Annotated in this window: 18 protein-coding genes; all 18 read left to right on the top strand. The window is 68.9% G+C overall.

Going from position 1 to position 20237, the window contains the following annotated elements:
* Positions 1-153 precede the first annotated feature (153 nt).
* The 18 genes from BpN12_RS08735 (at position 154) to BpN12_RS08650 (ending at position 20211) form a co-directional block, all read left to right on the top strand.
* Positions 154-783 (top strand): alanyl-tRNA editing protein, encoded by a 630-nt coding sequence (locus BpN12_RS08735; RefSeq protein WP_246792042.1) that lies wholly within the window; start codon positions 154-156, stop codon positions 781-783.
* Between the two features lie 230 nt (positions 784-1013).
* The gene (gene leuC, locus BpN12_RS08730; RefSeq protein WP_246792041.1) at positions 1014-2423 is read left to right on the top strand and encodes a 3-isopropylmalate dehydratase large subunit; all 1410 of its coding nucleotides are present in this window, start codon (positions 1014-1016) and stop codon (positions 2421-2423) included.
* Positions 2424-2428: 5 nt separating this feature from the next.
* Entirely contained in the window at positions 2429-2572 is a 144-nt protein-coding gene (locus BpN12_RS08725; RefSeq protein WP_246792039.1) for an entericidin A/B family lipoprotein, read from the top strand.
* 71 nt (positions 2573-2643) lie between these two features.
* Complete coding sequence (gene leuD, locus BpN12_RS08720) at positions 2644-3294, top strand: 3-isopropylmalate dehydratase small subunit (RefSeq protein WP_042628243.1); 651 nt, start codon at positions 2644-2646, stop codon at positions 3292-3294.
* 85 nt (positions 3295-3379) lie between these two features.
* Positions 3380-4447 (top strand): 3-isopropylmalate dehydrogenase, encoded by a 1068-nt coding sequence (gene leuB, locus BpN12_RS08715; RefSeq protein ID WP_246792037.1) that lies wholly within the window; start codon positions 3380-3382, stop codon positions 4445-4447.
* Positions 4448-4822: 375 nt separating this feature from the next.
* Positions 4823-5944 carry an aspartate-semialdehyde dehydrogenase gene (gene asd, locus BpN12_RS08710; RefSeq protein ID WP_246792036.1) on the top strand — a complete coding sequence of 374 codons (1122 nt, stop codon included), beginning with the start codon at positions 4823-4825 and terminating at the stop codon, positions 5942-5944.
* A 342-nt stretch (positions 5945-6286) separates the two neighbouring features.
* Complete coding sequence (locus tag BpN12_RS08705; protein ID WP_246792034.1) at positions 6287-8833, top strand: FimV/HubP family polar landmark protein; 2547 nt, start codon at positions 6287-6289, stop codon at positions 8831-8833.
* Entirely contained in the window at positions 8833-9666 is an 834-nt protein-coding gene (truA, locus tag BpN12_RS08700) for a tRNA pseudouridine(38-40) synthase TruA (protein ID WP_246792033.1), read from the top strand. The genes BpN12_RS08705 and truA overlap by 1 nt, the downstream gene beginning before the upstream one ends.
* 43 nt (positions 9667-9709) lie before the next feature.
* Positions 9710-10399 (top strand): phosphoribosylanthranilate isomerase, encoded by a 690-nt coding sequence (locus BpN12_RS08695; protein WP_246792032.1) that lies wholly within the window; start codon positions 9710-9712, stop codon positions 10397-10399.
* Between the two features lie 53 nt (positions 10400-10452).
* On the top strand, positions 10453-11646 hold the full coding sequence (gene trpB / locus BpN12_RS08690) for a tryptophan synthase subunit beta (protein WP_246792031.1): 1194 nt from the start codon (positions 10453-10455) through the stop codon (positions 11644-11646).
* Positions 11647-11653: 7 nt separating this feature from the next.
* A complete protein-coding gene (locus BpN12_RS08685; RefSeq protein WP_246792030.1) occupies positions 11654-12502 on the top strand; it encodes a DNA-methyltransferase in 849 nt (282 codons plus the stop codon).
* 60 nt (positions 12503-12562) lie between these two features.
* Positions 12563-13375, top strand: a complete 813-nt coding sequence (trpA, locus tag BpN12_RS08680) for a tryptophan synthase subunit alpha (protein WP_246792029.1) — start codon at positions 12563-12565, stop codon at positions 13373-13375.
* Positions 13376-13479: 104 nt separating this feature from the next.
* The gene (gene accD / locus BpN12_RS08675) at positions 13480-14352 is read left to right on the top strand and encodes an acetyl-CoA carboxylase, carboxyltransferase subunit beta (RefSeq protein WP_042628235.1); all 873 of its coding nucleotides are present in this window, start codon (positions 13480-13482) and stop codon (positions 14350-14352) included.
* A 114-nt stretch (positions 14353-14466) separates the two neighbouring features.
* On the top strand, positions 14467-15777 hold the full coding sequence (gene folC, locus BpN12_RS08670; protein ID WP_246792028.1) for a bifunctional tetrahydrofolate synthase/dihydrofolate synthase: 1311 nt from the start codon (positions 14467-14469) through the stop codon (positions 15775-15777).
* Positions 15778-15800: 23 nt separating this feature from the next.
* Positions 15801-16688 (top strand): SPOR domain-containing protein, encoded by an 888-nt coding sequence (locus BpN12_RS08665; RefSeq protein ID WP_246792026.1) that lies wholly within the window; start codon positions 15801-15803, stop codon positions 16686-16688.
* 6 nt (positions 16689-16694) lie between these two features.
* A complete protein-coding gene (locus BpN12_RS08660) occupies positions 16695-17189 on the top strand; it encodes a CvpA family protein (protein ID WP_246792025.1) in 495 nt (164 codons plus the stop codon).
* Between the two features lie 46 nt (positions 17190-17235).
* The gene (purF, locus tag BpN12_RS08655; RefSeq protein ID WP_246792024.1) at positions 17236-18768 is read left to right on the top strand and encodes an amidophosphoribosyltransferase; all 1533 of its coding nucleotides are present in this window, start codon (positions 17236-17238) and stop codon (positions 18766-18768) included.
* Between the two features lie 252 nt (positions 18769-19020).
* Entirely contained in the window at positions 19021-20211 is a 1191-nt protein-coding gene (locus tag BpN12_RS08650; protein WP_246792023.1) for an O-succinylhomoserine sulfhydrylase, read from the top strand.
* The last annotated feature ends 26 nt before the right edge of the window (positions 20212-20237 follow it).

Here is a 20237-nt window from a genome sequence, read left to right as displayed (position 1 = left end):
GTGAATCCTGTCGAAAAAAGAAAACGGTGGCGGCAACCTTAGCGCGGCGCGCAGTGCCCCGATTGTAAAAAATTGAATGGCCCGGCCCCCTTGAGCGGCGGCGCCGGCGCCCGCATAGTCGGGGCCTCGATGGCATTCGCCCCAGGAGTTGTGATGACGATTCGACGCTATTTCGACAGCGATGCGCTGACGCTCGACACCGAAGTGCTGGCCTGCGAGCCCGACGACGACGGCCATTTCCGCGTGAGGCTGGCCGAGACGCCGTTCCATCCGCAGGGCGGCGGCCAGCCTTCCGACACCGGCCGGATCGGCGCGGCGCGCGTGCTGCACGTGGTTGCCGACGGCGAGGCGATCGTGCATCGCACCGAGCGCGCGGTGGCGCCGGGCGAGGTGTCCGTTGAAGTCGACGCGGCGACGCGCGCGCTGCATGCGCGGCTGCACTCGGCGGGCCACCTGATCGGCTATGCGGGCGCGGCGTCGGGCTGGCGCGCGGTGAAGGGCCACCACTGGCCCGGCGAGGCGCGCGTCGTGTTCGAGCCGGACGAGGGCGCGCGGCCGATCGAGGCCGGGGCGTTCGCGCGCGAGGTCGATGCCGTGGTGGCGGCCGCGCTGCCGCGCACGATGCGGATTCGCGACGGCGTGCGCGTCATCGGTTTCGGCGAGTTCGAGGCCTATGGCTGCGGCGGCACGCATGTGGCGTCGAGCGAGCAGGTCGGGCGGATCGTGATCGTCAGGCTCAAGGAGAAGAAGGGGCAGCTGACGGTGCATTACGAGGTGGCCTGAACGTGCGCCGGCCGCCTCGTCGCGGCATCCATCATCGGCTCCACGCGCCCTCCCGCCGCGGCCAAAATCAGGGCCGGGCTCCCGGGTAACACTTATCCAGGTATTGAAAATACCACTCAAACCACTGTTTTCATTGGGTTTTCCCGAGCGCGGGCCGTGCCGGGAGACGGCGTTGATGGCATAATCGCTACCATTGAAGCGCCCGTTGTCACCATAACCCCCGCATATCCATGGCACAGACTCTCTACGACAAATTGTGGAACTCTCACGTCGTCCACACCGAGGAGGACGGCACCGCGTTGCTCTACATCGACCGTCACCTGCTGCACGAAGTGACGAGTCCGCAGGCGTTCGAGGGCCTGAAGATCGCCGAGCGCCCGGTCTGGCGCATCAGCGCGAACCTCGCGGTGTCGGACCACAACGTGCCGACCACCGACCGCACGCACGGCATCGCCGATCCGGTCTCGAAGCTGCAGGTCGATACGCTCGACGCGAACTGCGACAGCTACGGCATCACCCAGTTCAAGATGAACGACCTGCGTCAGGGCATCGTCCACATCATCGGGCCGGAGCAGGGCGCGACGCTGCCGGGCATGACGATCGTCTGCGGTGATTCGCACACCTCCACGCACGGCGCGTTCGGCGCGCTCGCGCACGGCATCGGCACTTCGGAAGTCGAGCACGTGCTGGCCACCCAGACGCTGCTGCAGAAGAAGAGCAAGAACCTGCTCGTGAGGGTCGACGGCCAGCTGCCGCGCGGCTGCACGGCCAAGGACATCGTGCTCGCGATCATCGGCAGGATCGGCACCGCCGGCGGCACCGGCTACGCGATCGAATTCGGCGGCTCGATGATCCGCTCGCTGTCGATGGAAGGCCGCATGACGGTCTGCAACATGGCGATCGAGGCGGGCGCACGCGCCGGCATGGTGGCCGTGGACGACACCACGATCGACTACCTGAAGGGCCGGCCGTTCTCGCCGACGGGCGCCGAATGGGATCAGGCCGTGCAGTACTGGCGCGGTTTCGCGTCCGACGCGGGCGCGCATTTCGACCGCGTGGTCGAGCTGACCGCCGCCGACATCGTGCCGCAGGTCACCTGGGGCACCTCGCCGGAGATGGTCACGGCGGTGGACAGCCGCGTGCCCGATCCCGAGCGCGAGAAGGATCCGGTCAAGCGCAACGCGATGGAGCGCGCGCTGGCCTACATGGCGCTCGAACCGAATACGCCGATCGAATCGATCAAGGTCGACAAGATCTTCATCGGCTCCTGCACCAACGCCCGCATCGAGGACATCCGCGCGGCCGCCTACGTCGTGAAGAAGCTGAACCGGCGCGTGGCCGCGAACGTGCGGCTCGCGATGGTGGTGCCGGGTTCGGGCCTCGTGAAGGCGCAGGCCGAGCGCGAGGGGCTCGACAAGGTGTTCCTCGAGGCCGGCTTCGAATGGCGCGAGCCGGGCTGCTCGATGTGCCTCGCGATGAACGCCGACCGGCTCGATCCGGGCGAGCGCTGCGCGTCCACCTCGAACCGCAACTTCGAGGGGCGTCAGGGCGCGGGCGGCCGTACCCATCTGGTGAGTCCCGCGATGGCGGCGGCCGCGGCCATCGAAGGCCATTTCGTCGACATTCGCCGCCTCGGGTAAGCCTCATGCAACGCACGCAGCTGCGCCGCCTCGCGGCGGCTTTCGCCCTCGCGGGCATGGTGCTCGGTCTCGCGGCCTGCAACACGGTGGCGGGCATGGGCGAAGACCTCAACGCCGCCGGCCGCGCGATCACGCGCGCGGCGAGCTGAGCGGCGCGCCCCACCCGACGGACAATCGATTTCGCCGGCCCGCGGGCCGGCATCCAATCTGGTCACGGATCATGGAAAAATTCACTGTACACACCGGCGTCGTGGCGCCGCTCGATCGCGCGAACGTCGACACCGATGCGATCATCCCGAAGCAGTTCCTGAAGTCGATCAAGCGCACCGGCTTCGGCCCGAACGCGTTCGACGAATGGCGCTACCTCGATCACGGCGAGCCGGGCCAGGACAACTCGAAGCGGCCGCTGAACCCCGATTTCGTGCTGAACCAGCCGCGCTACCAGGGCGCCTCGGTGCTGCTCGCGCGCGAGAACTTCGGCTGCGGCAGCTCGCGCGAGCACGCGCCGTGGGCGCTGCAGCAGTACGGCTTCCGTGCGATCATCGCGCCGAGCTTCGCCGACATCTTCTTCAACAACTGCTTCAAGAACGGCCTGCTGCCGATCGTGCTGAGCGAGCGCGAAGTCACCTACCTGTTCGACGAGACCTATGCGTTCAACGGCTACCAGCTGACGATCGATCTCGACGCGCAGGTGGTGCGCACGGGCGACAACCGCGAATACGCGTTCGAGGTCAGCGCGTTCCGCAAGTACTGCCTGCTGAACGGCTTCGACGACATCGGCCTGACGCTGCGCCATGCCGACAAGATCCGTCAGTTCGAGGCCGAGCGGATCGCGCGCCAGCCCTGGCTGAACAACCGCCTGATCGGCTGAGGCGGCGCGCCGGCCGCGCGCGCGAAGCCGGCCGCGGCCGCCTGCGCGGCCGCGCCTGAATTCACAACCTACCCAGGAAAATCGCATGAAGATTGCAGTGCTGCCGGGCGACGGCATCGGTCCCGAGATCGTCAAGGAAGCGGTGAAGGTGCTCAACGCGCTCGACGAAACGTTCGAACTGGAACAGGCGCCCGTGGGCGGCGCCGGCTACGAGGCGGCCGGCCATCCGCTGCCGGAGGCCACGCTGGCGCTCGCGAAGCAGGCGGACGCGATCCTGTTCGGCGCGGTCGGCGACTGGAAGTACGACTCGCTCGAACGCGCGCTGCGTCCGGAGCAGGCGATCCTCGGCCTGCGCAAGCATCTGGAGCTGTTCGCGAACTTCCGCCCGGCGATCTGCTATTCGCAGCTCGTCGACGCGTCGCCGCTCAAGCCCGAGCTGATCGCCGGCCTCGACATCCTGATCGTGCGCGAACTGAACGGCGACATCTACTTCGGCCAGCCGCGCGGCACGCGCGAGGCGCCGGACGGCCCGTTCGCGGGTGCCCGCGAAGGCTTCGACACGATGCGCTATTCGGAGCCCGAAGTGCGCCGCATCGCACACGTCGCGTTCCAGGCGGCGCAGAAGCGCGGCAAGAAGCTGCTGTCGGTCGACAAGGCCAACGTGCTCGAAACCTCGCAGTTCTGGCGCGACCTGATGATCGACGTGTCGAAGGAATACGCCGACGTCGAGCTTTCGCACATGTACGTCGACAACGCGGCGATGCAGCTCGCGAAGGCGCCGAAGCAGTTCGACGTGATCGTCACCGGCAACATGTTCGGCGACATCCTCTCCGACGAGGCCGCGATGCTGACGGGCTCGATCGGCATGCTGCCGTCGGCCTCGCTCGACAAGAACAACAAGGGCCTGTACGAGCCCTCGCACGGCTCGGCGCCGGACATCGCGGGCAAGGGCGTGGCCAATCCGCTGGCCACCATCCTGTCGGCCGCGATGCTGCTGCGCTACTCGCTGAATCGCGCCGAGCAGGCCGACCGCATCGAGCGCGCCGTGCAGAAGGTGCTCGAACAGGGCTACCGTACCGGCGATATCGCGACGCCGGGCTGCCGGCAGGTCGGCACCGAGCAGATGGGCGACGCGGTGGTCGCCGCGCTGTAACGCGTGATCCGGCGGGCACCGGCATTGCCTGCCCGCAGCCGGTCGCCCGCCGTGGGTCACGACGCGAATCGGCGCGGTTTGTCCCTTGAAAATGGGGCATGTCCCGCGCCGTCCGCGATTGTTTCATGGGGTCGTTGTCCGGCCCTGAAGGTTTGTGTAGACTCCAACGCATGGCGCTGAATCTCTTGATCTCCCCGGTCCTGAATCCGCACGGCACAGCCCGTGTGGATGCGCACGCCATCGTCTCCACGAAAATCATCACCACGAAAACGATCACGAAAAGCTGATCGTCGTCCGTCGTGCCCGCCTGATTTCCCCGCGCGGTTACGCGGGGGGCGGAAAAGGCGGGGAAAACTCTCAAATAAAGGGTGAGTCATGAAGGTAGGTCTCGTAGGTTGGCGTGGCATGGTCGGCAGCGTGCTGATGCAGCGCATGCAGGAAGAGGGCGATTTCGATCTGATCGAGCCGGTGTTTTTCAGCACCAGCAACGCAGGCGGCAAGGCGCCGGCCTTCGCGAAAAACGAGACCACGCTGAAGGACGCGACCAGCATCGACGAGCTGAAGCGCTGCGATGCGATCATCACCTGCCAGGGCGGCGACTACACCAACGAGGTGTTCCCGAAGCTGCGCGAAGCCGGCTGGAAGGGCTACTGGATCGACGCGGCCTCGTCGCTGCGGATGAAGGACGATGCCGTCATCATCCTCGACCCGGTCAACCTCGACGTGATCAAGAATGCGCTCGTGAAGGGCACCCGCAACTTCATCGGCGGCAACTGCACCGTGAGCCTGATGCTGATGGCGCTGGGCGGCCTGTTCCGCGAGAACCTGGTGGACTGGATGACGGCCATGACGTACCAGGCCGCCTCGGGCGCCGGCGCGCAGAACATGCGCGAGCTGATCTCGCAGATGGGCGCGCTGCACGGCGCGGTGGCCGACCAGCTGGCCGATCCGTCCTCGGCGATCCTCGACATCGACCGCCGCGTGACGGCCGCGATGAACGGCGACGAGATGCCGGTGAGCCAGTTCGGCGTGCCGCTCGCCGGCTCGCTGATTCCGTGGATCGACAAGGATCTCGGCAACGGCATGTCGAAGGAAGAATGGAAGGGCGGCGCCGAAGCCAACAAGATCCTCGGCAAGCCGGGCATGGGCGAGCCGGGCTCGATCCCCGTCGACGGCCTGTGCGTGCGGGTCGGCGCGATGCGCTGCCACTCGCAGGCGCTCACGATCAAGCTGAAGAAGGACGTGCCGCTCGACGAGGTCAACGCGATCATCGCCTCGGGCAACGACTGGGTGAAGGTCGTGCCGAACGAGCGCGAAGCGTCGATGCGCGAGCTGTCGACGGCCGTCGTCACGGGCACGCTGTCGGTGCCGGTCGGCCGCCTGCGCAAGCTGGCGATGGGCGGTGAATACCTGTCGGCGTTCACGGTCGGCGACCAGCTGCTGTGGGGCGCGGCCGAGCCGCTGCGCCGGATGCTGCGCATCCTGCTCGACCGATAAGACCTGCGCGGTTCGCGTCCGCGAGGACGACGGCGGCGTTCGCGGTGCCCGGCAATCCGGCCGGGGGCGGCGAACGCCGCTTCGTTTTTGGCGCACCAACCGGGTAGTCCGTGCCGTAAGCGCCGTGTATGCCGCGCGGCGTGCTCGCGATTGCCTGGCTCCCACGCGTGTCGAATGCGATGAAATGCGCGAAATGCGCGGCGGGTAAAGTAAACTACGCGGTTACGATGCAATCCGGCGTCGCACGCGCAGGGCGCCTCGAGCCGCCGGCGCGTCCGTCCCCGAATCCTGTCCTCCTTCCAACGCGAACCAGGGCCGCGCGCTGCCGCGGCGAATGTGCCGATGACGCTGCGATTTTTCCCCGGTATTTCCTCCCTTGCCCGAATCCGACCGCCCGCCGGGGGCAGCGCTTTCGTGATTCGTTCGATCGCGGCCGCGGTCGTCGCGCTGATGTCGGCCGCCGCGCCGCTCGCTCAGGCGGCGCCCTCGGAGGCTGCCGCCGCGCCGCTCGCGATCACCGTGCGGCCGGGCCAGTCGCTGACCGATATCGCCGTGGCCGTCACGCAGTCACATGATCCCGTGGTGCTCGGCCGTGCAAGCCGCGCGCTGTTCGACGCGAATCCGCAGGCGTTCATGAAACACGATCCGAGCCGGCTGCGGCTTGGGTCGACACTGACCGTGCCGCCGCTCGATGCGAGCGGGGCGGCGCTGGCGGCTTCGGCGGCCTCGGTGCCGGGGGCGGCGGCGAGTGCCGCGCGTGCCGCTGGTGCTTCGACGGCAAGCGCGGCTGCGGCGCATGCGGGAAGCGCGGTGGCGGCGGGGGCTGCGGCACCGCGCGCCGGGAGCGGAGCGGCTGCGGCAGCCTCGGCGAGCGGGACGCGCGCGGGTGTGACGGCGGCACCGGCAGCCGGCGCGTCGGCGGGTTCGCCTGGCGCAGCACCGGCGGCCAATCCGGCCACGGCGGCGCCAGTTGCCGCGAACGGCGCGTCGCATGCGGTTGACGCCACGGCTGCGGCCACTGCGCCGGGAGCATCGTCGGCGAACGCGGGGGCTTCGGCCGCTGTCGCTGCGCCGTCGTCGGCGGCCGTGAACGCGGCGCCGGCGGCGCCTGTGGCACCCGCTGCCGTGGCGCATCCGGCCGATGCCAATTCGGCCGCCGGCACGAATAGCCCGCACAGCTGGAGCGGCTCGATCCACACCGCGCCGCCGGTCGGTTCGAGCGCGGCGGAAGCCGCATTGCTCGCGCCCGGCGCCACGCCCGGCAGCAGCGCCGCGCAGGCCTCGTCGGCGGCGCAGGCGCGTCCGTCGAGCCTCCAGCAATTGCTCGCGCTGAAGAACCGCGTGCTGATGGAGCTGCAGCAGCATGGCATCGGCAAGCCGTCCGCCGAGAACGCGGCGCCGGCGCCAAAGGGGGCCACGCCGGCATCGGCACCCGCATCGACTTCGGCATCGAACCCGGCCGCGGCCGGCGCATCGGCCACCGCCTCGGCCACCACCTCGGCCGCGAGTGCCGCCGAGGGTGGTTCTGCTGCCTCGGCCGCCGCGTCCGCATCCGCACCGGCTCCGGCCGTGGTGGCCGCGCCGAAGCCGGCCGCCGCCCAGCCGGCGTCGTCTTCCGTCCCGTTCGACCGGACCGCGGCGATCGCCATCGGCGTGGCTGCGGCCGCGCTGATCCTCGGTTTCGCGTTCCGCCGCCGCAAGCGCGCGGAGCCCGACGAGGCCGTGCCGACGCCGGCTCGGCAAACCCCGGAGCGCGACAGCGACGCGCATCCGACGCATACCGCCGAGACCGTCGTGCCCGCTGCCGCCGTTGCCGTGGCGGCCGATGCGGTCTCGCGCGAACCGGAACCGGCTCGCACGAGCGAGCCCGAGCCGCTTGCGCGTCAGGCGCAGGGCGAACCCGAGCCGATCGAGCCGCCCTTCGGGGCGCCGATGTCTCACGAGGCCGAGCCCATCGCGCCGATGGCGCTCGAAGACGAGCCGCTCCCGCCCGCGACCGAATCCGTCGAACCGTCGAAAACGACCGAGCCGCCGGTACTGACCGAGCAGCTGGCATCGCCCATCGCCGAACCGCCCGTGCCGAGCCAACCGCCGATGCCAGCCGAACCCGAACAGGCCGCACCGCCCGCGCCGACGCTTCCCGACGATTTGCCGGACGCAGCCGTGCCGCCGTCCGGCCAACCCGAAAGCGGGACGCCGCCCGCGCAGCACGAAGACGCCGCCGGGACGGCGCCCGTCCTCCCCACGAGCTCCACCGAATTGAATGACCTGACTTACCCCGCTTCGGCCGACGTGCCCGCGCACGAATTCCCGGCCGACGCGGTGTCCGCGCTCGACAGCCTCGACATGCCCTTGCCGCCGCGCGTCGGCGAGCCGGAGCCGGGCCTGTCGACACCGCCTGATTTTGCATCGCAAGAAGCAACTAACGGTCTGCCCGCCGAGACCCCGCGAACTTCATCCGCCGACGCATCGGCATCCGCGCCCGACTCGTCCGGCCAACCGGCATCCAGCCACGGCGAGCCGCCGGCCCCGATCGCGGGGACGGATGCATGGGACGACGACGAAGCGCTCGACCCGCCCGCATCCGGATCGGTCCCCGAGAGCCGTCCCGCGCCCGCGTTCGGATCGCTCGGCGGCGCGCAGTTCGGCGCGCTGAATCTCGACTTCGACCTCGACCTGCCGGTCGGCCCGAGCGCGACGCTGCCGCCGCCGACCGACGAGGCGCTCGACCGGATCGCGCAGAACAAGCTCGAACTGGCCGCCGAATACGTCGAACTCGGCGATCTGCACGGCGCCCGCATGCTGCTGAACGAGGTGATCGACGCGGGCCGCGCCGGCACCAGCGATGCCGCGCGCACGCTGCTCGCGAAACTCGCCGACGCGACGTGATGCGGATCGCGCTCGGCATTCAGTACGACGGAGCGGCGTTCCACGGCTGGCAGTCGCAGCCGCACGGCAACACCGTGCAGGACACGCTGGAACAGGCGCTGAAGGCGTTCGCGCTGGTGCCGCTGCAGACGGTGGTGGCGGGGCGCACCGACACCGGCGTCCACGGGCTCGGCCAGGTGGTCCATTTCGACACCGACCTCGACCGCACCGATTTCTCGTGGGTGCGCGGCACCAACGCGTTCCTGCCGCAGAGCGTGGCGGTGCAGTGGGCCAAGCCGATGCCCGAGACCTTCCACGCCCGTTTCGGCGCGTTCGAGCGCACCTACTACTACGCGCTCTACGTGCATCCGGTGCGCTCGCCGATGCTGGCCGCGCGCGCGGGCTGGGTGCATACGCCGCTCGACGTGGAGGCGATGCGCGCCGCCGCGGCGCACCTGATCGGCGAGCACGATTTCTCGTCGTTCCGCTCGTCGGAATGCCAGTCGAAGACGCCCGTCAAGCATCTGCACCAGATCGACATCCGGCCGTCGGGCAGCTTCATCCATTTCCGCTTCCGCGCCAACGCGTTCCTGCATCACATGGTGCGCAACCTGATGGGCTGCCTGATCGCGGTGGGGCGCGGCCGCTATCCGGCCGACTGGCTCGCCGAGGTGCTGGCCGCGCGCAATCGCGAGCGCGCCGCGCCGACCTTCCCGCCCGACGGCCTCTACCTGGCCCATGTCGGCTATCCTGAGCACTTCGCCGTGCCGCCCGCGCAGCTCGGCAGCGTGCCGTGGAGCACGGTCTGGGCCGATCTCGACGCGCCGCCGCCGGCACCGCCCGCCAATCCGTGATGCGGGCGGCGATGCCCGCGCCCGAGCCGATTCCTTGTTGACGATGACCGATACCCCGATTTCCCCCGGCGCCGCGCCGCGCCCCCGCACCCGCATCAAGCTGTGCGGGCTGTCCCGTCCCGCCGACGTCGAGCACGCGGTCGCGCTCGGCGCCGATGCGGTCGGTTTCGTGTTCTACCCGAAGAGCCCGCGCGCGGTCACGCCGCAGCAGGCCGCCGATCTCGCGCGCCGCCTGCCGCCGTTCGTCTCGGCGGTCGGCCTGTTCGTCAACGCGAGCATTGACGACCTCGCGCGCGTGCTCGACGCGGTGCCGCTCACCACGCTGCAGTTCCACGGCGACGAGACCCCCGAGCACTGCCTGACGCTCGCGCGGGAGGCACGCCTGCCGTGGCTGCGCGCGTTGCGCGTCGGCGACTCGACGCAGCGCGCCGATTTGGTAGAATCGGCACTTCACTATTCGACAGCCGCCGGCTGGTTGTTCGACACTCATGTGCCGGACTACGGCGGCAGCGGCAAGGTCTTCGATTGGTCACTTATTCCCGCAGAGCTCGTGCATCGGGCCGTTTTGAGTGGTGGCTTGAACGCTCGAAACGTCGGTGACGCGATTCGCCAGGTCCGCCCCTACGCGGTCGATGTCTCCAGTGGCATCGAGGTAGCGGGCGAGAAGGGCGTGAAGGATCACGCCCGGATGGCGGCGTTCGTGAGCGCGGTGCGCGACGCGGACGCCCGGTGAGCCAAAAGCCGGCACGGCCCCAGCGCCGCGCCGGCCGATCGAGAGACACAAGCATGTACAACCTTCCTGATGAGCAAGGCCATTTCGGCCCCTATGGCGGCGTGTTCGTCGCCGAAACGCTGATCCACGCGCTCGACGAACTGCGCGCCGCCTACGAGCGGTTTCGCGACGATCCCGAATTCGTCGCCGAATACAACCGCGAACTGAAGCACTTCGTCGGCCGCCCGTCGCCGATCTACCACGCGCAGCGCTGGAGCGAGATGCTCGGCGGCGCGCAGATCTACCTGAAGCGCGAGGACCTGAACCACACCGGCGCCCACAAGGTGAACAACGTGATCGGCCAGGCGCTGCTCGCGCGCCGGATGGGCAAGAAGCGCGTGATCGCCGAGACCGGCGCGGGCCAGCACGGCGTGGCCACGGCCACCATCTGCGCGCGCTTCGGCATGGAGTGCGTGGTCTACATGGGCGCCGAGGACGTGCGCCGCCAGGCCGCCAACGTCTACCGCATGAAGCTGCTCGGCGCGACCGTGGTGCCGGTGGAATCGGGCTCGCGCACGCTGAAGGACGCGCTCAACGAGGCGATGCGCGACTGGGTCACCAACATCGAGTCGACCTTCTACATCATCGGCACGGTGGCCGGCCCGCATCCGTACCCGATGCTGGTGCGCGACTTCCAGCGCGTGATCGGCGACGAGTGCAAGGTGCAGATGCCCGAGATGACGGGGCGCCAGCCCGACGCGGTGATCGCCTGCGTCGGCGGCGGCTCGAACGCGATGGGGATCTTCTACCCGTACATCGACGACACGAGCGTGCAGCTGATCGGCGTCGAGGCGGCCGGCGACGGCCTGGACACGGGGCGCCACGCGGCCTCGCTGACGGGCGGCAGCCCCGGCGTGCTGCACGGCAACCGCACCTACCTGCTGCAGGATGCCGACGGCCAGATCATCGAGACGCATTCGGTGTCGGCGGGCCTCGATTATCCCGGCGTCGGCCCCGAGCACGCCTGGCTCAAGGACAGCGGCCGCGCGCAGTACGTGCCGATCACCGACGAGGAGGCGCTGAAGGCGTTCCACGATTGCTGCCGGATCGAGGGCATCATCCCGGCCCTCGAGTCGAGCCACGCGATCGCCTACGGCGCGAAGCTCGCGCCGAGCCTGCCGAAGGACAAGATCCTGCTCGTCAACCTGTCGGGCCGCGGCGACAAGGACATGCATACCGTCGCCGAGCGCGGCGGCATCACGCTCTGACGCCCGGATGCGCGACCTGATCGAAGAGCCCGCCGGCGGCGCGGCGAGCGAGACCGGCGCGGCTTCGGCCGCGGCGTCCGCGCGTGCGCTGCCCGGCGGCATCGACCTGCGCCACCGCGATTTCCTGACCGATGCGGCGAACCTGCCGGACGCCTCGATCGACCTGATCGTCGCCGATCCGCCGTATGGGCTCGGCAAGGACTACGGCAACGACTCCGACAAGCTGCAGGGCGACGCGCATCTCGCGTGGACGCGCCAGTGGCTCGAGCTCGCGATCCCGAAGCTCAAGGCCAGCGGCTCGCTGTACGTGTTCTGCACCTGGCAGTACGCGCCCGAAATCTTCAGCTTCCTGAAGACGCGTCTCACGATGGTCAACGAGATCATCTGGGACCGGCGCGTGCCGAGCATGGGCGGCACCACGCGGCGCTACACGTCGGTTCACGACAACATCGGGTTTTTCGCGGTGTCGAAGGGCTATTACTTCGATCTCGATCCGGTCCGCATTCCCTACGACGCCGAAACGAAGAAGGCCCGTTCGCGCAAATTGTTCGAAGGCAGCAAGTGGCTCGAAATGGGCTACAACCCGAAGGACGTCTGGTCGATTTCGCGGCTGCACCGCCAGCATGCGGAGCGCGTCGACCATCCGACCCAGAAGCCGCTCGAACTCGTCGAGCGGATGGTGCTGTCGAGCTGCCCGCCGGGCGGCGTGGTGCTGGACCCGTTCATGGGCAGCGGCACCACGGCCGTGGCGTGCGCGCGGCACGGACGCGGCTTCGTCGGCTACGAGATCAACGAAAGTTATTGCGCGATCGCGCACGAGCGCGTGGCCGCGCTCGCCGCGCCGGCGGATGCGTGACGCGGGCCGGATGCCCGCCTGTACGCCGCCGATCGCCACCGAATCAAGGAAAGCGACACCATGTCCCGAATCCAGAATACCTTCGCAGCACTGGCCGCCCAGGGTCGTAAAGGGCTGATCCCGTTCATCACGGCGGGCGACCCGGACCCGGCGAAGACCGTCGATTTCATGCATGCGCTGGCCGCGGGCGGCGCCGACGTGATCGAGCTCGGCGTGCCGTTCTCGGACCCGATGGCCGACGGCCCGGTGATCCAGCGTTCGTCGGAGCGCGCGCTGGCGCGCGGCGTCACGCTGCGTCACGTGCTCGACGATGTCAGGCGCTTTCGCGAGCGCGACGACAAGACCCCCGTGGTGCTGATGGGCTATGCCAATCCGATCGAGCGAATGGGCGCCGAGGCGTTCGCCGCCGCGGCGAGCGCGGCCGGTGTGGACGGCGTGCTGGTGGTGGACTATCCGCCCGAGGAGGCGGCCGGTTTCGCCGCCACGATGCGCGCCGCAGGTATTGACCCGATTTTCCTGCTCGCACCGACCTCGACCGAGGAACGGATGGCCGAAGTGGGCCGGATCGCGAGCGGCTACGTGTATTACGTGTCGCTGAAGGGGGTAACCGGCGCCGGAAATCTGGATGTTTCCAGCATTGCGGGTAAAATCCCGGCCATCAAGTCGCGCGTGCCGGTTCCGGTCGGCGTCGGCTTCGGGATTCGCGACGCCGCCACGGCGCGCGCGGTGGCCGAAGTTGCCGATGCCGTCGTGATCGGCAGCCGCCTCGTGCAGCTGCTCGAGGACACGGCGCCGGACGCGGCCGCGGGCGCGCTGCAGGCATTCATCGCCGACATCCGCGCCGCGCTCGACGGCGAGGCGAAGGCGGCCTGACGGGCCGCTGCCGCCGGTTGCCGTCGCCGCATCCGCACGCGCACCGTCCGGAAACACCGAACGCGGGCCGCCATCCGGCCCGCCATGAAGAAGGAAACCAAACGATGAGCTGGCTCGACAAGCTGTTGCCGCCGAAGATCAAGCAGACCGACCCGAAGAGCCGCAAGGGCATCCCCGAGGGGCTGTGGGTCAAGTGTCCGTCGTGCGAGGCCGTGCTGTATCGCTCCGATGTCGAAGCGAACCTGCACGTCTGCCCGAAGTGCGACCACCACATGCGGATCGGCGCGCGCGAGCGCCTCGACGCGCTGCTCGACGCGGAAGGCCGCTACGAGATCGGCCAGGAAATCGTGCCGGTGGACACGCTGAAGTTCAAGGACAGCCGCAAGTATCCCGATCGCCTGAAGGAAGCGATGGAGGATACCGGCGAGACCGACGCGATGGTGGTGATGGGCGGCGCGATCCGCACGCTGCCGGTGGTGGCGGCCTGCTTCGAGTTCTCGTTCATGGGCGGCTCGATGGGCTCGGTGGTGGGCGAGCGCTTCGCGCGCGGCGCGCAGAACGCGCTCGAACAGCACGTGCCGTTCATCTGCGTGACCGCCTCGGGCGGCGCGCGGATGCAGGAAAGCCTGCTGTCGCTGATGCAGATGGCCAAGACCACGGCGATGCTGACCAAGCTGTCCGAGGCGAAGCTGCCGTTCATCTCGGTGCTGACCGATCCGACCATGGGCGGCGTGTCGGCGAGCTTCGCGTTCCTCGGCGACGTGGTGATCGCCGAGCCGAAGGCGCTGATCGGCTTCGCCGGCCCGCGCGTGATCGAGCAGACCGTGCGCGAGAAGCTGCCGGAAGGCTTCCAGCGCTCCGAGTTCCTGCTGAAATCGGGCGCGATCGACATGATCGTCGACCGCCGCAAGATGCGCGACGAGATCGCGCAGCTGCTCGCGCTGCTGCAGCGCCAGCCGGCCGACGCGCTCGCGTAACGCGGCGCGCGCCGCGCGGCCTCCGCCGACGCGTCGTCCGGCCCGGCCGGGCGGCGCGTTTTTCGTTTTTCCGGGCACGCCCGTTCGCGGGCGTCCAGCTTCGCAGTGGTACAGATGAGCACATTTCCCACTCTCGACGCGTGGCTTTCGCACCTCGAAACCGCGCATCCGGTCGGCATCGACATGGGCCTCGCCCGCGTCACGAAGGTCAAGGAGGCGCTCGGGCTCTCGTTCGCGTGCCCGGTCATCACGGTGGGCGGCACCAACGGCAAGGGCTCGACCTGCGCGTTCCTCGAAACGATCCTGCTGAAGGCCGGCTATCGCGTCGGCTGCCATACCTCGCCGCACCTGCTGGCGTTCAACGAGCGCGCGCGGATCGGCGGCGCGAACGTCGACGACGCGGCGCTGCTGCCGCATTTCGAGGCGGTGGAGGCGGCGCGCCTGAGCCTGGCCGAGCCGGTCACGCTGACCTATTTCGAATTCACGACGCTGGTGATCCTGCGCCTGTTCGCGGCCAGCGAGCTCGACGCGGTGATCCTCGAAGTGGGGCTGGGCGGGCGGCTCGACGCGATGAACATGCTCGACGCCGACTGCGCGGTCGTCACCAGCATCGACATCGACCACACCGAGTACCTCGGCGACACGCGCGAGAAGATCGGCTTCGAGAAGGCCGGGATCTTCCGCGCCGGCACGCCGGCCGTCTGCGGCGACCCCTCGCCGCCGCAGACGCTGATCGACCACGCGAACGCGATCGGCGCGGACCTCTGGCTGGTGGGGCGCGATTTCCGCTACGAGGTGCAGCCCGGCAGCGAGCGCCAGCAATGGAGCTACCTGGGCCGCGACAAGCGCTACCCGGCGCTCGCCTATCCGTCGCTGCGCGGCGCGAACCAGCTGATCAACGCGTCGGCCGCGCTGGCCGCGCTCGAATCGCTGCGCGCGCGGCTGCCGGTGTCGGCGCAGGACATCCGGCTCGGCCTCGCCAACGTCGAGCTGCCCGGGCGCTTCCAGGTGCTGCCCGGCAAGCCGGCGATCGTGCTCGATGTGGCGCATAACCCGCACGCGTCGGCCGTGCTCGCGCAAAACCTCGGCAACATGGGATTCTTTCCGTACACTTACGCGGTGTTCGGCGCGATGCACGACAAGGACATCGCGGGCGTGCTGCGGCAACTGAAGGGCGAGATCGACCACTGGTGCGTGACCGACCTGCCGCTGCCGCGCGCCGCCTCGGCCGAGGCGCTCGAGGCGGTGTTGCGCGAAGCGGGCGTCGAGGACGGCCCCGACAGCAGCGTGACGCGCTACGCGTCGCCTGCCGAGGCATTTCGAGATAGCCTGAAGCGGGCCTCGGAGAATGATAGAATCGTGGTCTTTGGTAGTTTTTATACGGTAGCCGGCGTGATGGCCTACCGTAAATCGCAGCAACACTGACGGGCAGTTCGGATCAGCCATACATGGGAATCTTCTCGTTCGGCAAGAAGAAAGACGACGACGCGCCACCCCGGCGCGGGTCACGGTCCGGGTCTCGGTCTGACTCCCGGGCCAGTCGCGGTGAACGTGCCGAGCGCGGCGAGCGGGCCGAACGGCGCACGCGCCGCGCCGAGCGCCCCGACGCGGACGCCATGCTGCTCGACCCGACCCTCCCCGAGAAACAACGCGCGCGCCGCCGCCTGGTCGGCGCGATCGCGTTGGTGGTGGCCGCCGTGATCGTGCTGCCGATGGTGCTCGACTCGCACCCGAAGCCCGTCACCGACGACATCGCGATCGACATCCCGAACAAGCCGGCGCATGCCGCGCCCGCGCGCAACGACGAGGCCATCGACACGCAGGCGGGCGTCGCGCACGACGCGCCGCCCGCCTCGGGCGCCGCCGATGCGGATGACGACTCGGCGCCCGCGCAGGCGGCCGCTTCCGGTTCGACCCCTTCCGACACGTCCAGCCCTGCCACCGCGCAGGCGTCCCGGACCCAATCGCAACCGTCGTCGCCGCCGGCCGTCGCCGCCGCGAAGCCGGCTGCACCGCAGGCCGCGCCCAAACCCGCCGCGCCGAAGCCGCCCGTCGCCCAGGCGAAGCCGCCGGCGCCCGCCGCCGAGCAGGGCGCCGCGTCGCCCGCGTCGCCGGCCGGCGCGCGCTTCGCGGTGCAGCTCGGCTCGTTCAAGGACGAGGCGACCGCGCGCGGCTGGATGGACAAATTGAAATCGGCGGGCGTGCCCGTATATATGGAGCATCGCAAGCAGGCGGACGGCAGCACGACTACACTGCTTCGTGCCGGCCCGTTCGCCGATCGCGCGGCCGCGTCGGCCGCCGTCGCGAAGGTGCGCGATGCGGGCTTGACCCAGTAAGCGCCGATGCTGACTGCTTTCGACTACGCCGTGCTGGCGGTGATCGGTCTGTCGGCGTTGCGCGGCGCGTGGCGCGGCTTCGTGTCCGAGATCTTCGGGCTGATCGGCTGGATCGCGGCGTTCATCATCGCCTGCCGCTATGTCGGCGTGGTGCTGCCTTTTATCCCGTCCACCTGGCCGGGCGGCGCGCTGACCCAGTGGGTGATTGCGTTCGGGGTGATCGTGATCGGCGTGGTGCTGGTCGCGGGCGTGGCCAACGCGCTGCTGTCGAGGCTCGCGCAGGCGACCGGGCTGGGCGGCGTGGACCGCTCGCTCGGGCTGCTGTTCGGCCTGGTGCGCGGCGTGCTGCTGGTGTTGCTGCTGGTGGCGGCGGCCGGGCTGACCGAGCTGCCGAAACAGGATTTCTGGCGCAACGCGTTGTTGCGTCCCTTCGCCGAGCAAGGCGTGCGCGAACTGAAGCCGTTCTTGCCTGACGCGCTGGCTGCGTACATCCACATCTGAGTGCGCGGCGGCCAAACCGTTTTTGTATCCTTGAAGGACCCATGCCATGTGCGGCATCGTAGGCTTTATCTCTCACTCCCCGGTCAACCAGCTCATCTATGACAGCCTGCTGCTGCTGCAGCATCGCGGTCAGGACGCGGCGGGCATCGTGACGGCGGACGGCAGCAACTTCCACATGCACAAGGCCAACGGCATGGTGCGCGACGTGTTCCGCACGCGCAACATGCGCAGCCTGCCGGGCACCTCGGGGATCGGCCAGGTCCGCTATCCGACGGCCGGTTCGGCATCGAGCGAGGCCGAGGCCCAGCCGTTCTACGTCAACGCGCCGTTCGGCGTCGTGCTCGCGCACAACGGCAACCTGACGAACATGGAACAGCTCAAGGACGAGATGTTCCGCATCGACCGCCGCCACATCAACACGAATTCCGACAGCGAGGTGCTGCTGAACGTGTTCGCGCACGAGCTGCAGCTGGCCACCACCGGCCTCGAACTCGATCCGGCCGCGGTGTTCAAGGCCGTGGCGGGCGTGCATCGCCGCGCGCAGGGTTCGTATGCGATCGTCTCGCAGATCGCCGGCTACGGCATGCTCGCGTTCCGCGACCCGTTCGGCATCCGCCCGCTCTGCATCGGCAAGCTCGAGACCGAACAGGGCACGGAATGGATGATCGCCTCGGAATCGGTGGCGGTGGAAGGCATCGGCTTCGAATTCGTGCGCGACGTCGCGCCGGGCGAGGCGGTGTTCGTCACGCTCGACGGCAGCTTCCACAGCCAGCAGTGCGCCGAGAACCCGAGCCTGAACCCGTGCATGTTCGAGTGGGTCTACCTCGCGCGTCCCGATTCGTGCCTCGACGGCGTGCCCGTCTACAACGTGCGCCTGCGCATGGGCGACTACCTCGCCGAGAAGATCAAGCGCGAGCTGAAGGACGTGCCGATCGACGTCGTGATGCCGATCCCCGATTCGTCGCGGCCGGCCGCGATGCAGGTGGCCGCCAAGCTCGGCGTCGAGTATCGCGAGGGCTTCTTCAAGAACCGCTACGTGGGCCGCACCTTCATCATGCCGGGCCAGGCGGTGCGCAAGAAGTCGGTGCGCCAGAAGCTGAACGCGATGAGCATCGAGTTCAAGGACAAGCACGTGCTGATCGTCGACGACTCGATCGTGCGCGGCACGACCTCGCACGAAATCGTGCAGATGGCGCGCGACGCCGGCGCGAAGTCGGTGATCTTCGCCTCGGCCGCGCCGCCCGTGAAGTTCCCGAACGTCTACGGGATCGACATGCCGACCCGCAACGAACTGGTCGCGCACGGCCGCACCGACGAGGAAGTGGCGAAGATGATCGGCGCCGACTACCTGATCTACCAGGACGTGGACGACCTGCGCCGCGCGGTGCGCGACATCAACCCGGCGATCGAGGACTTCGAGGCGTCGTGCTTCGACGGCCGCTATATCACCGGCCACGTCACGCCCGAGTACCTCGATTCGCTCGAACGCGCGCGTCTCGCGCCGGCCTCGCAGCTCGATCGCGACCAGAACGGCGAGTCGGGCCGCTCGCAGATGAACCTGCAACTGTCGGTCGAGTGAAACGCCGCGCCCGTCGGCACGCGTGTTACGATGGGCGTTGCGTCGATTTGATCTCAGCTTGCGGACGCGGGGCAGTTACCCGAAACAGCTAAAGCGAAGGCCGGCCGGAATGCCGGCCCGAGTTGAAAGCTGCCACGCCGCACCCTGAAGCCCGCCGATGCCGACGCGTCGCGGGCTTTTTCGTTGGCCCTCGCGGCCTTCAGTGGCGCGCCCACGGCGCGGTGCGCCCGAATGAAACCGGATGAACCAGACATGGACGACTCTTTCAACTTCGACACGCTCGCGATTCGCTCGGGCACGCTGCGCAGCGAATACAACGAGCATTCGGAAGCGATCTTCCTGACCTCGAGCTTCTGCTTCACGAGCGCCGCCGATGCGGCCGAGCGCTTCGCGAACTCCGAGGACAACTACACGTATTCGCGCTTCACGAACCCGACCGTCACGATGTTCCAGGACCGGCTCGCGGCGCTGGAAGGCGGCGAGGCCTGCATCGCGACGGCCTCGGGGATGGCGGCGATCATGGCGGTGGTGATGTCGGCGCTGCAGTCGGGCGACCATCTGGTCAGCTCGCGCAGCCTGTTCGGCTCGACGCTCGGCATGTTCTCGCAGATCTTCAGCAAGTTCGGCATCACCACCACCTTCGTGGATCCGACAGACCTGGGCGCGTGGCGCGCGGCGGTGCGCCCCGAGACGAAGATGTTCTTCCTCGAAACACCGTCGAACCCGCTCACCGAGATCGCCGACATCGCCGCGATCTCGAAGGTGGCGAAGGAAGCCAACGCGCTGTTCGTGGTCGACAACTGCTTCTGCAGCCCGGCGCTGCAGCAGCCGCTCAAGCTCGGCGCCGACGTGGTGATGCACTCGGCCACCAAGTTCCTCGACGGCCAGGGGCGCGTGCTGGGCGGCGCGCTGGTGGGTTCGAAGGCGTTCATCACCGGCAAGGTGTTCCCGTTCGTGCGCAGCGCCGGGCCGACGCTGTCGGCGTTCAACGCGTGGGTGTTGCTCAAGGGCATGGAGACGCTGTCGCTGCGCGTCGAGAAGCAGTCGGCGAACGCGCTCGAGATCGCGCGCTGGCTCGACAGCCATCCGGCCGTCAAGCGCGTGTTCTATCCGGGGCTCGAATCGCATCCGCAGTACGAGATCGCGAAGCGCCAGCAGAAGTCGGGCGGGGCGGTGGTGTCGTTCGAGCTGAACGGCGATACGCCCGAGGCGCAGCGCGCGAACGCATGGCGCGTGATCGACAACACGAAGATCGTGTCGATCACCGCGAACGTCGGCGACACGCGCACCACGATCACGCATCCGGCCACCACCACGCACTCGCGCATCACCCCCGAGGCGCGCGCGGCGGCGGGCATCAGCGAAGGGCTGATCCGGCTGGCGGTGGGGCTGGAGAACGCCGGCGACATCCGCGACGACCTCGCGCGCGGGCTCGCGGGCTGAGGCGATAACGAACAAGGGAGGTCCGG

The sequence above is a fragment of the Burkholderia perseverans genome (genome assembly GCF_022870505.1).
In the GTDB taxonomy this organism is placed as follows: Bacteria; Pseudomonadota; Gammaproteobacteria; order Burkholderiales; family Burkholderiaceae; genus Burkholderia; species Burkholderia plantarii.
Note: the sequence above shows the minus strand (reverse complement) of the source record. Positions and strands in the feature narration are given on the sequence as shown.